This window comes from Flavobacterium sp. GSP27 (assembly GCF_003970395.1).
GTDB lineage: Bacteria > Bacteroidota > Bacteroidia > Flavobacteriales > Flavobacteriaceae > Flavobacterium.
The window spans coordinates 199,151-214,071 of record NZ_RYDP01000002.1; the positions used below are offsets into that span (position 1 = coordinate 199,151).

General features: G+C 34.2%; 12 protein-coding genes. 7 read left to right on the plus strand and 5 right to left on the minus strand.

Annotated features, from left to right (window positions below; all coding sequences use genetic code 11):
• Positions 1-11 precede the first annotated feature (11 nt).
• Together EKM05_RS02855 and EKM05_RS02860 are read left to right on the plus strand one after the other, a co-directional pair.
• Positions 12-1,211, plus strand: a complete 1,200-nt coding sequence (locus EKM05_RS02855) for an alanine dehydrogenase (RefSeq protein WP_197037185.1) — start codon at positions 12-14, stop codon at positions 1,209-1,211.
• A 36-nt stretch (positions 1,212-1,247) separates the two neighbouring features.
• Positions 1,248-1,622 (plus strand): DUF4258 domain-containing protein, encoded by a 375-nt coding sequence (locus EKM05_RS02860; RefSeq protein WP_126451527.1) that lies wholly within the window; start codon positions 1,248-1,250, stop codon positions 1,620-1,622.
• A 147-nt stretch (positions 1,623-1,769) separates the two neighbouring features.
• Here EKM05_RS02860 and ung read toward each other — a convergent pair whose 3' ends face one another.
• A complete protein-coding gene (gene ung, locus EKM05_RS02865; protein WP_126553366.1) occupies positions 1,770-2,438 on the minus strand; it encodes a uracil-DNA glycosylase in 669 nt (222 codons plus the stop codon).
• 113 nt (positions 2,439-2,551) lie between these two features.
• On the opposite strand from ung, the gene EKM05_RS02870 reads away from it, so the two are divergent.
• Together EKM05_RS02870 and EKM05_RS02875 are read left to right on the plus strand one after the other, a co-directional pair.
• A complete protein-coding gene (locus tag EKM05_RS02870) occupies positions 2,552-4,717 on the plus strand; it encodes a DNA mismatch repair protein MutS (protein ID WP_126553368.1) in 2,166 nt (721 codons plus the stop codon).
• A gap of 87 nt (positions 4,718-4,804) precedes the next feature.
• A complete protein-coding gene (locus tag EKM05_RS02875) occupies positions 4,805-5,221 on the plus strand; it encodes a thiol-disulfide oxidoreductase DCC family protein (protein WP_126553370.1) in 417 nt (138 codons plus the stop codon).
• A gap of 267 nt (positions 5,222-5,488) precedes the next feature.
• On the opposite strand, the gene ettA is transcribed toward EKM05_RS02875, so the two are convergent.
• From ettA to holA, 3 genes are all read right to left on the minus strand, one after another.
• On the minus strand, positions 5,489-7,183 hold the full coding sequence (gene ettA / locus EKM05_RS02880; RefSeq protein ID WP_126459410.1) for an energy-dependent translational throttle protein EttA: 1,695 nt from the start codon (positions 7,181-7,183) through the stop codon (positions 5,489-5,491).
• A gap of 71 nt (positions 7,184-7,254) precedes the next feature.
• Complete coding sequence (locus EKM05_RS02885) at positions 7,255-7,437, minus strand: CAL67264 family membrane protein (RefSeq protein WP_126459407.1); 183 nt, start codon at positions 7,435-7,437, stop codon at positions 7,255-7,257.
• A gap of 65 nt (positions 7,438-7,502) precedes the next feature.
• Positions 7,503-8,507, minus strand: coding sequence for a DNA polymerase III subunit delta (gene holA, locus EKM05_RS02890; RefSeq protein ID WP_126459404.1), 1,005 nt, complete (start codon positions 8,505-8,507; stop codon positions 7,503-7,505).
• Between the two features lie 93 nt (positions 8,508-8,600).
• On the opposite strand from holA, the gene EKM05_RS02895 reads away from it, so the two are divergent.
• The 3 genes from EKM05_RS02895 to EKM05_RS02905 all read left to right on the plus strand — a co-directional run bounded on the left by EKM05_RS02895 (position 8,601) and on the right by EKM05_RS02905 (position 11,000).
• Positions 8,601-9,047, plus strand: coding sequence for a type I restriction enzyme HsdR N-terminal domain-containing protein (locus tag EKM05_RS02895; protein WP_126459401.1), 447 nt, complete (start codon positions 8,601-8,603; stop codon positions 9,045-9,047).
• A 65-nt stretch (positions 9,048-9,112) separates the two neighbouring features.
• Positions 9,113-10,114: a glycosyltransferase family 2 protein gene (locus EKM05_RS02900; RefSeq protein WP_126451519.1), complete on the plus strand. Its 1,002-nt coding sequence runs from the start codon at positions 9,113-9,115 to the stop codon at positions 10,112-10,114.
• Between the two features lie 52 nt (positions 10,115-10,166).
• The gene (locus EKM05_RS02905; protein ID WP_126459398.1) at positions 10,167-11,000 is read left to right on the plus strand and encodes an OmpA family protein; all 834 of its coding nucleotides are present in this window, start codon (positions 10,167-10,169) and stop codon (positions 10,998-11,000) included.
• A gap of 604 nt (positions 11,001-11,604) precedes the next feature.
• On the opposite strand, the gene ccsA is transcribed toward EKM05_RS02905, so the two are convergent.
• Positions 11,605-14,805, minus strand: a complete 3,201-nt coding sequence (ccsA, locus tag EKM05_RS02910; RefSeq protein WP_126553372.1) for a cytochrome c biogenesis protein CcsA — start codon at positions 14,803-14,805, stop codon at positions 11,605-11,607.
• Between the last annotated feature and the right edge of the window lie 116 nt (positions 14,806-14,921).

Genomic DNA, 14,921 nt, shown 5'->3' on the forward strand with positions numbered 1-14,921 from the left:
TAACAACATCAATGTCAATAACTATAACACCATTCACAAAACAACAGCTTTTACCTCAGGAGGAAAAACTGGAAATTGCAAGACAAAAAAGTGAACTTTTTATTGGTATTCCCAAGGAAACAAGTTATCAGGAACGCCGGATTTGTCTTACGCCGGATGCTGTTACTTCAATTACGTATCACGGACATCGCGTAATGATTGAAGCGGGTGCGGGATTGAGTTCGAGTTATACCGACAAAGAATATAGTGATGCAGGTGCCGAAATCACAAATGACACCAAAAAAGTATTCAGTTGTCCTATGATTTTGAAGGTGGAACCTGCCACACTTACCGAAATTGAAATGATGAATCCGCAAACCATTCTGTTGTCAGCCATCCAATTAAAAACGCGTAAAAAAAACTATTTTGAGGCTTTAACCAAAAAGAAAATTACCGCATTGGCTTTTGAATACATCAAAGACGAAGACGGAACCTATCCTGCAGTAAAATCCCTGAGCGAGATAGCAGGAACTGCTTCTATCCTAATTGCTGCCGAATTGATGATTACTAATGAATTTGGAAAAGGACTATTATTCGGTAATATTACCGGCGTCCCTCCTACTGATGTGGTCATTCTGGGTGCAGGAACGGTGGGGGAATTTGCTGCCAAAACCGCTATAGGATTAGGAGCCAATGTCAAAGTTTTTGATAATTCTATCACCAAACTACGTCGTTTGCAGAATAATCTGAACCAACGAATCTTTACTTCTACCATACAACCAAAAGCTTTGCTAAAAGCATTGAGAAGGTGTGATGTCGCCATTGGCGCCATGCGAGGTAAAGATCGTTGTCCCGTTATAGTGACAGAAACCATGGTAGAACACATGAAAATTGGAGCCGTAATCGTAGATGTAAGCATTGATACCGGAGGATGTTTTGAAACTTCAGAAGTGACATCCCATGAAAAACCAACGTTTATCAAAAACAATGTATTGCATTATTGCGTACCCAATATTCCGTCCCGCTATTCTAAAACCGCTTCGCTTTCCATAAGTAATATAATATCGCCTTACCTAATGAAAATTGCTGAGGATGGTGGTATTGAGAGTGCTATACGTTGTGATAAAGGGTTAAAAAATGGCGTCTATATGTACCACGGAATCCTCACAAACAATGCTATTAGTGACTGGTTTGACTTACCCAATAACGACATTAATTTAATTGTTTTTTAAGAAAACTTTCTGCTACCTTTGCCAAAAATATAATTCATGAAGTTTATACATCGTTTTGCCTATTATCTTGTAGGTTTAGTTATAGGACTGTTTTTTGTAGCGTTAGTTTTCAGCGGCAAAGACACCCGCTGCAATTATTTTCCAAACGCAAGAGTACTAAATGATTTAAGAAACAAACCCTTTTATTATTCCGATAAAGCTTCTCTTATTTTAGCTGAAAAATGGATTGATACTGCCGATATAAAAAATACATTGCAATTTGGAGATGTTGATTTTGACCAAAGTAATATTGATCTTAAGAAAGGAAAACTCTACCTTATAGAAGGTAAAACAATCAAAAACCAAGAAGTTACTTTGAAAGTAATTAATTATGCTGACAGAGCCGTTCTGGAAGATATAATAAAAAAATAATTACTCTTTTATACAAACAAAAACAAATTCTAAAACCAGTACTATTAAAATCTTTTAAACCATTAAAAAATTTAGAAAATTAAGTTTTAAATCCTTAATTTCTTACTGGTTCAGAAAAATATAATTTAAGAATAGTTTAAAAGACTACTACCATTCTATTGGCTCTAAACCATTTCTTTTCAAATAAGAATTTGTTTTACTAAAATGTTTATTCCCGAACCATTTTCCCTGATTTGCACTCATAGGCGAAGGATGTCCGGATTCAAAAACCAAATGTTTATTTCGGTCGATTTTAAGTCCTTTTTTATGGGCGAAATTTCCCCAAAGTAAGAAAACAACATGCTCTTTTTCTTCCGAAATTTTTTGGATAACTGCATCCGTAAAAACATTCCATTTCAAGTGTTTATGGCTATTTGGGCTGTCTTCTCTCACGGTCAGCGAGGCATTCAACAATAAAACACCTTGCTTTGCCCAAGCTTCTAAATTACCGGCAGCAGGCATAAAAATAGTCCCTAAATCATCACTCATTTCGCGAAAAATATTGCGTAACGACGGCGGAATTCGGATGCCGTCATTCACAGAGAAACACAAACCATTCGCTTCGCCTTTACCATGATACGGATCTTGACCAATGATAACAATCTTTACATCTTTGAAACTGCAATAATTAAACGCTGCAAAAATCAATTCTTTGGGAGGATAACAAGTATGATTTTTATATTCCTCATCAACAGTTCCCATTAATTCCTGAAAATAGGGTTTCTTGATTTCGTCTGATAAAATGGTTTTCCAAGAGGGATTGAGGTTAATTTGCATGTAATTTATTTTGCCGTAAAGTTCGCAAAGTTTTTCGCAAAGTACGCTAAAAAAATTAATGCATTTCACTTTGAATCTTTGTAACTTTGAACCTTTACAACTTAGATTATAAAATGATATCCATCACCGAAAAAACATTACAAGATTTACAATTTCCAACTGTTCTCGAAACCATTTCGACCATTTGTAATACTGACATTGGAAAACAAAAAGCATTAGAAATCACTCCATTTAAAGACAAGGAAACGTTGGTACAGGCATTAATGCAAACATCGGAATATGTTTCGTCTTTCCAAAATAACAATGCCATTCCAAATCATGGTTTTGATGCCATCACGTATGAGATAAAATTTCTGGCCATTGAAGACAGTTTCTTGGAAGTGGGCAGTTTTAGAAAAATCGCTACCATTTCATCAACGGTAAATTTCCTATTGAGTTTTTTGAGAAAATTCGAAGATTATTATCCAAATTTAAACGCAAGAGCAAACCAAGTTGAACTGACTAAAGAAATTATCACGATGGTCGATGAAGTAGTTGACAAATATGGTGAAATAAAAGACAATGCATCCCCGGATTTATTGAATATCCGTAGGAACATGAATGCGGTTCGCGGGAAAGTGAATCAAAGTTTTGGCACAGCACTGACACAATACAACTCATTAGGATATTTAGACGATATAAAAGAAAGTTTTGTACAAAACAGACGTGTTTTGGCCGTTTTAGCCATGTACCGTCGCAAAGTAAAAGGATCCATTCTGGGCAGTTCCAAGACTGGAAGTATTGCTTATATTGAACCGGAAGCTACCTTACAATATTCTCGTGAATTGAGTAATTTAGAATATGAAGAAAAAGAAGAAATCACCCGAATTTTAAAACAGTTATCTAATTATATTCGTCCTTTTTTACAGTTATTGATTGAATATCAGGATTTCTTGAGTGATATTGATGTAATTGCCGCAAAGGCAAATTATGCTAATAAAATCAACGGAATTTTGCCAACAATTACTGAGGAACGTCGTGTTTATTTTAGAGATGCGTACCATCCTATTTTATATTTGAATAATAAACAGAAAAACGAAATTACACACCCGCAAACTATTGAACTCAGTCAGGAAAGTAGAATTATTGTAATTTCCGGACCCAACGCAGGAGGAAAAACTATCTCCTTGAAAACCGTTGGATTATTGCAACTGATGCTACAATCCGGTATGTTAATTCCCGTTCATGAACGCAGTGAAACATTTTTATTTGATAGAATTTTAACAGATATCGGAGACAATCAATCTATTGAAAATCACTTAAGTACATACAGTTACCGATTAAAGAACATGAACTATTTCCTGAAGAAGTGTAATAGAAAAACTATGTTTCTTATTGATGAATTTGGTACGGGTTCAGATCCTGAATTGGGAGGTGCTTTAGCCGAAATTTTCTTAGAAGAGTTCTACCATCGGGAAGCTTTTGGGATTATTACCACTCATTATTCAAATCTAAAAATTCTGGCTAACGAATTGCCTTTTGCTACCAATGCCAACATGCTTTTTGATGAAAAATCATTAGAGCCTATGTATAAATTGGCATTAGGTCAAGCCGGAAGTTCATTTACCTTTGAAGTCGCTCTGAAAAACGGAATTCCTTTCAGCTTAATCAATCGGGCCAAAAAGAAAATTGAAGTTGGAAAAGTACGCTTTGATAAAACGATTGCCACACTTCAAAAAGAGCGTTCAAAGATGGAAAAAACATCGCAAACCCTCAAAGAAGAAGAAACAAAAGCGCGTGAAGAAGGCAAGAAAATGGAGACTATCAATGTAAAAATCAAACAAAAACTAGAAAGCTATCAGGAATTATACGACAGCAATCAGAAAACGATTTACATTGGACAAAAAATTGAAGACATTTCAGAGAAATATTTCAATAATAAAAATAAGAAAGAATTGCTTGGTGAATTTCTTAAAATTATTGAAATAGAAAATTCAAAACGCAAAAAAGTAACTGTTAAAGAAACTAAAGCACTGATAGAAAAGAAAAAAGAAGTCATTCAAGAAGTTACGGTTCAAGTGGAGGAAATAAGAAAAGAAAAGAAAGAAAAGAAATTAAAAATCGTGGTTGAAAAACCAAAACCAATCTTAAAAGTAGGCGATCGCGTGCGAATGCTTGATGGAAAAGCAGTAGGAACCATCGATTCTATTGAAAAAAACAAAGTAACAGTGAACTACGGCGTATTTACTTCAAAAGTAAGTTTGGAAGCGCTGGAGTTTGTTGAAGCGGGGAAGAAGTAACCAGTATTCAGTTTGCAGTCTCATCACGTATTTCATCATTTTGATTAAGCAGAAATTTCAATCTAGTTGAATTATAAAATTTAAATTATGCTCAATATTCCTAAAGACAAAAAAATAATTCTCTTTGACGGCGTTTGTAATCTGTGTGATTCGGCGGTGCAAGTGATTATTAAGCATGATACTAAAGATATTTTCCGATTTGTCGCCTTACAATCTGATTTGGGTCAAAAAATCATCAAACATTTGGGAGTTAATACACAAAAAACAGATAGTATTATTCTGTATCAGCCTGGTTTTTCTTATTATTATAAATCAGAAGCTGCTTTAGCAATAGCTAAAAACTTAGGTGGGCTATTTTATTTAACCACTATATTTTCGATATTCCCCACATCGTTCAACAATTTCTTTTATGATTATATCGCTGTAAATCGATACAAATGGTTTGGAAAAAAGGAAAGTTGTATGATTCCCACAAAAGAGTTAGAGGCTAAGTTTTTAGACTAAAAGACCAATTATAATAATTATCATGCCTTTTATTTTATGAGAAGCCTGAATTTGAACCAACTTAAAATAAATGGATCAAGAAAGACACTACACTTTTTTCTTGGGATAACGGAACTTTTATAATGGTTGTCAAATTTGGTTTAGTCAACGTAGAAATTTTTTAGCAGTTTTCATTATGATGAGTTCCGACAGAACAAAAATTACAGAATAAAAAAAGAGGATGTCTATTAGTCATCCTCTTGCTGTTATTAACAAATTTCAGAAAGACTAACTTCTAATTAACTTTCTGTATTTCAATCGTTTTGGTGTTAAATCACCACCCAAACGTTTCTTTTTATTTTCTTCATATTCAGAGAAGCCACCTTCAAAACAATACACTTCAGAGTTTCCTTCAAAAGCTAGAATGTGTGTACAAATCCTATCTAAGAACCATCTGTCGTGAGAAATAACAACCGCACAACCGGCAAAACTCTCCAAACCTTCTTCTAATGCACGAAGTGTATTGATGTCCAAATCATTCGTAGGCTCATCCAGCAAAAGTACGTTTCCTTCTTCTTTCAAAGTCATTGCTAGATGCAAACGGTTACGTTCTCCACCGGAAAGCATAGAAACTTTCTTATTTTGTTCTCCACCACCAAAATTAAATCGTGACAAATATGCTCTTGAATTTACTTGTTTTCCGCCCATCATTATCAATTCCTGACCGTCAGCAAAGTTTTCCCAAATCGATTTATTAGGATCTATATTGGAGTGCGCTTGATCTACGTAAGCAATTTTTACGGTATCCCCAATTAAAAATTCCCCTGCATCTGGCTTCTCTTCGCCCATTATCATTTTGAAGATAGTTGATTTACCAGCCCCATTGGGTCCGATAATCCCAACAATTCCTGCTTGTGGCAACGTAAAATTTAAATTATCATACAATAATTTATCTCCATAAGCTTTAGCAACATTTTTGGCTTCAATTACATTCGTCCCTAAACGTGGTCCATTTGGAATATAAATTTCCAGATTTTCATCTAATTGTTTTTGGTCTTCATTCAGTAATTTATCGTAGTTCTGCAAACGCGCTTTTTGTTTTGTTTGACGCCCTTTGGCACCTTGACGAACCCAATCCAACTCGCGTTCTAAGTTTTTTCTGCGTTTTGAAGCTACTTTTTCTTCTAATGCCATACGGCTTGATTTTTGGTCTAACCAAGAAGAATAGTTCCCTTTCCAAGGAATTCCTTCCCCTCTGTCCAATTCCAGAATCCAACCGGCCACATTATCCAAGAAGTATCTATCGTGCGTTACTGCAATTACAGTTCCGGCATATTGTGCTAAATGTTGTTCTAACCAAAGTACACTTTCGGCATCCAAGTGATTCGTAGGCTCATCCAAAAGCAATACATCAGGTTGTTGCAACAACAAGCGACATAAAGCTACACGACGACGCTCACCACCAGATAAATTCTTAATTGGCGTATCGCCTTCCGGAGTACGCAAAGCATCCATGGCAATTTCCAGTTTAGTATCGATTTCCCACGCTCCCAATGCATCAATTTTGTCTTGTAAAAGTGCTTGACGATCCATCAATTGCTCCATTTTATCGGCATTTTCATAGACTTCTGGCAAACCAAAACTATCATTGATTTTATTGAATTCTTCTAAAACTGCCATTGTTTCAGCAACTCCTTCTCTTACAATTTCAATAACCGTTTTAGTATCATCTAAAATAGGTTCTTGTTCTAAATACCCTACCGTATAACCCGGTGCAAACACTACATCTCCTTGGTAGTTTTTATCAACACCGGCAATAATTTTTAATAAAGAAGATTTTCCGGAACCATTTAAACCCAAAATACCAATCTTAGCTCCATAAAAGAAACTCAAATAGATGTTTTTAAGTACTGGTTTATCTGCTCCTTGATAGGTTTTACTCAATTTTGACATTGAGAATATCACTTTTTTATCGTCTGCCATCTCTATTTTTTTAATTTAAAATTATATTATCTATTTGCTCTTAAGTCTCATATCTACATTAAGAATAACTACTAAAGTCTGCCTTTAAGTGAACTAAACACCCAAGCATTAGCCAAAAAGCCAACACCTACAGCTGCAAATCCCCAGCCTGCTACGTCATCATATTTAAAAGCGCCTAATGCGATAAGCAATAAACCCATTACAATCATTATCAAAGTAGCCCAACCTAAAATAGTATTTTTATTCATTCCCATAATTGTGGTATTTATTTTTAATAACCCGAAGTTTCGGGAGTGCAAATATCGGAAATTTTTGTCCTTTAATTAAATATTTTATAAAGCATTTCTCGTAACAAATCAGAATGCGACATTGCATTGGCGCCAACACCCTTGCTTTTGACATCAATATCTCTTAAAGCACCAACAATCTGACTCACTTTTTTCATGGGATAGTTTTTCAAAGCCACATCATATTCTTTCAAAAAAAACGGATTCACGCTTAATACGGCAGCTACATTTTTAGGATTTCTGTCTTTCAAACCATGGTATTTTAGTAATTGGATAAAAAATCCAAAAACCAAACTGGTAGTCACCACCATTGGATTATCTTTTGGATTCTGGGCAAAATTTTCAGCAATCGTATACGCCTTTAATTGGTTGCGTTCGCCAATTGCTTTTCGCAATTCAAACACATTAAAATCTTTGCTAAACCCTATATTTTCCTCAATATGTTTAGGAGTTATGGTACTTCCAGCTGGTAAAATAATTTGTAATTTTTCGAGTTCATTGTTTATTTTACTTAGATCCGTTCCTAGAAATTCCACTAGCATGGCACTGGCTTTAGGCTCTATAGCATACTTTTTACCTGCTAAAACACGTTTAATCCAGTCCCCAACTTGGTTTTCATACAGTTTTTTACTTTCATAAACCACTCCGTTTTTAGTCAATAACTTGGTTAGTTTTTTACGTTTGTCTAGCGTTTTGTATTTGTAACAAAAAACTAAAACGGTTGTTGCCATTGGATTCTCAGCGTAGCTCTCCAGTTTGTCTATCGTGCGAATCAAATCCTGTGCTTCTTTGACAATTACCACCTGTCGTTCCGCCATCATTGGATAGCGTTTTGCGGTCGAGATAATATCTTCTATCGTAACATCCCTTCCGTATAAAACGGTCTGATTGAATCCTTTTTCTTCTTCTGTTAATATTTTATCCTCAATATAAGTCGCTAATTTATCAATATAATATGGCTCTTCTCCCATCAAAAAATAGAGGGGCCTGATGGTTCCGTTTTTTATATCATTTACAATTTTTAATACTTCATCCATTTTCTTTTTTGTTTGAAGTTTAAAGTTTAAAGTTTGTTGAATCGTATGAAACTTTACACCTTAAATTTTAAACAAAATAACTATTTTTGCTTCATGCAGCAATTAAATTTTTCTTCCTATACTTTTCGGTTCAAAAATAGCGAAAATAAAGTTTCTATTTTTGATGCAATCAGGAAAAAATTCATCATTCTTACTCCCGAAGAATGGGTTCGCCAGCATGTAGTTCAATTTTTATTGGAAGAAAAAAAATACCCAAAATCATTGATTAATGTCGAAAAAGTACTTAAAGTCAATGGCTTGCGCAAAAGATACGATGTTGTGGTTTTTAATCCGGATGGTTCTATTTTTATTTTAATCGAATGCAAAGCGCCTGAAGTAAAAATTACCCAAGCGACTTTCGACCAAATTGCAAGATATAATATGACACTAAAGTCTGAATTTTTAATGGTGACCAATGGATTGAATCATTACTTTTGCCAAATGGATTTTGAAAACGAGAGATATGCTTTTCTAGAGAATCTACCAAATTATAATAGTTAGAATATTAAACTTCTTAGATTGTAATGGTCTAAAATGTCGAAAAATCTGAAAATCTAAAAATCTGAATGAAAGTAGCTGTTGTCATCCTGAATTGGAATGGAATTTTATTATTAGAAAAATTTTTGCCGTCTGTGGTTAAATATTCACCGGAAGCTACCATTTATGTGGCTGACAATGCCTCTACAGATGATTCGATTTCTTATATAAAAGCTTTTTTTCCTTTGGTTAAAATTGTTAAAAACGAAAGCAATCTGGGTTTTGCCAGTGGCTACAATGAAGCCTTAAAACACATAGATGCTACACTATTTGCCTTGGTGAATTCTGACATTGAAGTGACTGAAAATTGGTTGCAACCGATACTTAAAACTTTTAGAAAAGAACCTGAAACTGCCATTATTCAGCCTAAAATATTAGATTTCAAACGCAAAGAATATTTTGAATACGCTGGTGCTGCCGGTGGATTCATTGATAAATTTGGATATCCGTATTGTCGAGGACGAATTTTTGACACCGTAGAAAAAGACTGTGGTCAGTATGATGACAACCGAGAAATATTTTGGGCTTCCGGAGCTTGTTTTTTTATCCGAAGTTCTGTTTATAAGGAATTAAATGGCTTTGACGGCGATTTTTTCGCACATCAAGAAGAGATTGATTTATGTTGGCGTGCTTTCAACAAAGGGTATAAAATAAAATACAATTATGAGTCCGTTGTTTACCATGTTGGCGGGGCTACTTTGCAACAAGGGAATTCCAAAAAAACTTTTTTGAACTTTAGAAATTCATTGTTAATGCTAACCAAAAATATCCCAAAAAATCAATTATTTTGGATACTTTTAATCCGAATGGTGTTAGACGGAATTGCAGGTTTACAATTTATTTTCAAAGGAAAGTTCAAACATTTTTTCGCAATACTAAAAGCCCACGGGTCCTTTTACAGCCTATTTTCATCACAATGCAAAAAAAGAGCAAAATTTCAAAAACAAAAATACTATACTACAAAAAGTATCGTTTACATTTATTTTATCAGGAATATCGTTGTTTTTAACGATTTATTTGGAATAAAATAAATATAAAAAAGTTAAATTTGTAATTAACATTAAAACTAAAACTAAACAATTTATGAAAAAAATAGTAATTGCCTTATCTGTTTTAGCTGTACTATCCTCATGTGTATCAAAAAAGAAATACACTGATTTAGAAGCTAGAAACAAAGAAACTCAGGATTTATTAAATACAGCAACTGTAAAATTAAATTCTTGCTTAGAAGAAAAAGCGGGTCTTATTGCTACCGTGAGTGGTTTGAAAGACCAAAATCAAGGTTTAATCAGTACTTCTAGAGACATGACTATTCTGTCTACTAAAGGAGCTGAAAATATTGAAAAAGCGTTAGAATCTATCAAAGAGAAAGATTTGAAAATTAGTAGAATGCAAGATGCTTTAACTAAAAAAGACAGTGTAACACTTGCGTTAGTTACTAGTTTAAAAAGTTCAGTAGGAATCTCTGATCCGGATATCGAAATAAATGTAGAAAAAGGAGTTGTATTTATCTCTATAGCTGACAAACTATTGTTTAAAAGCGGAAGTTATGAAGTGACTGATAGAGCCAAAATGGTTTTGGCTAAAGTTGCCAAAGTGGTCAATGATAAACCCGATTTTGAATGTATGGTTGAAGGACATACTGATAATGTTCCTTACAATGGTTCCGGTGTGATACTTGACAACTGGGATTTAAGTGTGAAACGTTCTACTTCTATTATTCGTGTTTTAACGAATCAATTGGGTGTTAAACCAGAGCAATTAATAGCGGCAGGAAGAAGTTCATATATTCCTTTAGTTGCAAATGATTCGGCTGAAAACAGATCTCGTAACAGAAGAACTCGTATTGTTGTTTTACCAAAAATTGATCAATTCTACGAAATGATTGAAAAAGAAATGAAAAAACAAAGACCATAATTTCATATTTAAATTGAAATTATAGAGGCTGTCTCAAAAAGACAGCCTCTTTTTTTATATAAAAAAATGACAAATGGACTTTTTTTATTTAATTGATTTACCTATTTTTAGGTTGTATTAATATAATTGCATGGCGGTTCAAAAAAACCACTTTTAAGGCATCTCATCAAACTACTATCAAACCATAGAATACGAAGAACAAAATTTATTCCGGGAGAAATAAACTCCTATTCCATACCCAATTACCTATGCTGATTTTATGCATAAGAAGGAAAATCACATGCTAAATGACCAACTCAAAGCGACTTATAATGCATGCTTTTCTTATTTCCAATCAAATACTTTATTCACGACACCATCCCCTTCCAACACGACAGACACAACCATTATATCCATACATTTTGTCCTGTATGCAAGCCGTTTTGGTTGTTTATGCAAAAAAGCAACTCCATGAGCTGCTTTTTACTTTTTTTACAACTTCATCTTCTCGAGAGTGAAATCGATTTTAGGAACTAGTAGGTTTTCTCTTTTAGAAATACAATCAAAAGAGACTGGCTCATTTTTATATTGAGACAGTCTATTTGTTATTGGAAAATAATCCAACTTATTTCTTATAATATTTCTTGTATTTTGGATAGGAAACAGCACCAAATAATGTTATTACTGCCAGTGAATACCAAATCCAGTTTAAGGAATGGGCTTCTCCACTCGCATAGGAATGCAATCCTACCAGATGAAAATTCACACCGTAATAGGTGAATAATATAGATATAAAAGCAAACATACTCATTAAATTGAATACCCATTTCCCGCGTAGTGATGGAACAAATCGGGCATGAATTACAAAAGCATAGACCATAATACTGATTAATGCCCAAGTTTCTTTTGGATCCCAGCCCCAGTATCGTCCCCAGCTTTCATTGGCCCATTGTCCTCCAAGGAAGTTTCCAATAGTCAACATTATCAAACCTATCGTTAAGGCTAATTCATTAATGTAAGTGATCTCTTGAATATTCAAATCCATTTTGGCTTTGTTTTTTTCATTGGTAAACAAAATCAGCAATAATGAAACCGTCCCCAAAATCATTCCTAACGCAAACGGTCCATAACTGGCCACAATTACCGCCACATGAATCATTAACCAATAGGAGTTCAGCACCGGTTGTAAATTTGCAATTTCCGGGTCAATCCAGTTCATGTAAGCTGCCGCTAAAATCATAGCGGTTACAAAGGCAGATGATGCCACAGTAAGCTTTGATTTTCTATCGAAAGCCAAACCAAAAAACATAGTTGCCCAGGCTACATAAATAATAGATTCATACGCATTACTCCATGGTGCATGACCAGAAATATACCATCTGGCGATTAAACCAAAGGTGTGTAATGCAAATAATCCAATCACGACAATGTGCATGAAATTGACTAAATAATTTAATGCTTTTCTTTCTTTGAAGATTTGTAAAATCGTGAAGAACAACATCAAAACAGAGGAGAAAATATACAAATACGGCAGTTTTTTGAATACATCATATTTGTTATACAATACTTCCGAAGTTATTTTTTCTTCGCTTGGCATCACTTTGCTGCCAAAACGTTTTTGGAAACCATTGATACTCCCCAGTAATTCATCGGATGCTGCATAATTATTGGATGCTGCAGCGCTTGCCAAAGAACCAAAATACAAAGGCAATACATTTTTAGTATACGTCGCTTCCATTCCTTTGAAACCGGCTTCATTGAGCTCTAAATAAGAAACCCATTTGTTGTTTTTATCCTCCGGTATTGGGAAAATTTTTAAAATTCGTCCGCTCAAAGCTGATTCCATCAGATTTACTTTCTTATCCGTTTCGATAAAATCTTTTTCGAACTGGTTAGGATTTGCAACTTTAAAAGCTTCTTCTAAATATTTTGAAAGCTTGTAATTTCCTTTTGCATCAAAGAAAGATACGAAAGGAGCAAATTTAGCTTCCTTATCAATTCCTATAATTTTACGAATACTATCATTCCCACTTTTGATATAAATAATAGGAATTTCAATCCAGTAACTCGCATATTGTGTCATAGACAAAAATACCTGATCTGAATTCATTCCTTTATAAGTATCATCATGACTTACTTTTCGCAACAATTCTGAAGAAAAAGTATTGATAGGTTTCATTCGTCCACCAGCATCCTGAATGACCAATCGTCCAAATTTTGAGGCATGTTCAGCAGGAACTTTAAATTTTGTAATTAGCTCCTGTAATTCATTCTGACTGAACACCTTTTTAGTATGATTGGAATGGGTCTCTGGTGCGGTTTGGGTTTGTTCATGGTCATGTCCCTCGTGATCCGCATGGTCGTGTTCTTGTGCAAAACTGTTGAAACTAAATAGCAGGATTAAAATAGTCAGCAATTTGGCTTTCTTAATTTTTACCACTTCTAATTTTCTCTTAATCTCTGCAAAACGAGAATACTTAGTAAACATAATGGACATCATGGCAAAATATAGCATGAAATAACCACCATAAGTGATTGCTGTTCCCCAAAAATCGTGATTTACAGACAATATGGTTCCTTTTTCATCAGGATCAAACCCGGATTGAAAAAAGCGATATCCTTTATAATCCAAAACATTGTTCATATATATTCTGGCATCAAAAGGTTCTTTATCCTCAACAGTAACCTGACTTTCAAATGAAGAATAACTTTTCTCTGTTCCTGGATATTTTTGTGCAATAAAGTCATTCAATTTAATTTTAAAAGGCAAAACATACGCCTTACTTCCATAAAAAACCGAGTACTCTATATTCCCAATTTTCACTGAATTTACATCTCCTAATTTACCTTTGGAGCCTAAAACGGTTACTGTTTTTTCTTGTCCCTCAGCCGTTATTTTTACTGTTAGTGCATCTTCATGATTTTTAGCTTTAAAATCATTATTAGATTCATAATCGATAACCCCTTTTACAGCAGGATCCGGAAGCACAAATCGCATTTCACCTATTGTGTATAACGAACGCATCATCAATGTTTGCGCGCTATCCTTAGTCACTTTTCCTTTTAGTTTATCTGCCATTCGCATAAAATCTCCTTCAAAAGGTGTTTGAATTGTATACGCGTTTCCTGTAGTATTGATATTTATGGCACCATCCGTAAATTTATTTAGCGAAAATAAAACATTATGAATATTTTGTACTTCGCCCTCTTTCAAGAAATGTTCATGACGACTACCATCTCCTGCTTCGACTAATTTCAAATACAAAATTCCTTTTGGATCAGGTTTGACATATTCTTTAGCTCCCATTATAAAATTTTCATATTCCACTTCAAATGGGGTATCAGCAAAAGTACCGGAAATGCTAAAATTATTACTAGTGGCAGGAGAAAGCAGTACCTGTTTTTCAAAAACCCGGCGTTTCATTTCCCCTTTAAATTCGCCGTCTACAAAAAGTGTCAGGTAGGTTTTGTCAGAAAAAATCTGATTTTCAGCGGCCCCTTCACGAATTGGCATCATTCCTTCATAACTGATGTATCGCGTTACAAAAGCACCAAGAATGATAAGAATAAAAGACAAATGCAACAATAAAGTAGCCCATTTTTCTTTCTTCAAGAGTTGATACCGCTTAATATTCCCGATGAAATTAATCACAAAAAATACGTGAATAGCCTCAAACCACCACGCATTATAAATTAAAATTTTTGCCGTATCCGTATTGTACTTACTTTCGATAAAAGTTCCTGTGGCCATGGCAACGGCATATGAAATAAACAGAAAGGCCATTAATCGTGTAGAAAACAAAAAAGAAAATATTTTTTTATCCATTTTTATGGGATTATGTTTTATAAAAGTGGTACAAAAGTACTTAAAAATGTTGACTTCTATATTCCTACATTTGTTAATTTAAACTAAAATTAAGTCTTTTTCAAGAAGGCTAAAGA

Coding starts and splice junctions, on each gene's coding strand:
- EKM05_RS02855 (WP_197037185.1), top strand. CDS start 12: ATGTCAATAACTATAACACCATTCACAAAACAACAGCTTTTACCTCAG.
- EKM05_RS02860 (WP_126451527.1), top strand. CDS start 1,248: ATGAAGTTTATACATCGTTTTGCCTATTATCTTGTAGGTTTAGTTATA.
- ung (WP_126553366.1), bottom strand. CDS start 2,438: ATGCAAATTAACCTCAATCCCTCTTGGAAAACCATTTTATCAGACGAA.
- EKM05_RS02870 (WP_126553368.1), top strand. CDS start 2,552: ATGATATCCATCACCGAAAAAACATTACAAGATTTACAATTTCCAACT.
- EKM05_RS02875 (WP_126553370.1), top strand. CDS start 4,805: ATGCTCAATATTCCTAAAGACAAAAAAATAATTCTCTTTGACGGCGTT.
- ettA (WP_126459410.1), bottom strand. CDS start 7,183: ATGGCAGACGATAAAAAAGTGATATTCTCAATGTCAAAATTGAGTAAA.
- EKM05_RS02885 (WP_126459407.1), bottom strand. CDS start 7,437: ATGGGAATGAATAAAAATACTATTTTAGGTTGGGCTACTTTGATAATG.
- holA (WP_126459404.1), bottom strand. CDS start 8,507: ATGGATGAAGTATTAAAAATTGTAAATGATATAAAAAACGGAACCATC.
- EKM05_RS02895 (WP_126459401.1), top strand. CDS start 8,601: ATGCAGCAATTAAATTTTTCTTCCTATACTTTTCGGTTCAAAAATAGC.
- EKM05_RS02900 (WP_126451519.1), top strand. CDS start 9,113: ATGAAAGTAGCTGTTGTCATCCTGAATTGGAATGGAATTTTATTATTA.
- EKM05_RS02905 (WP_126459398.1), top strand. CDS start 10,167: ATGAAAAAAATAGTAATTGCCTTATCTGTTTTAGCTGTACTATCCTCA.
- ccsA (WP_126553372.1), bottom strand. CDS start 14,805: ATGGATAAAAAAATATTTTCTTTTTTGTTTTCTACACGATTAATGGCC.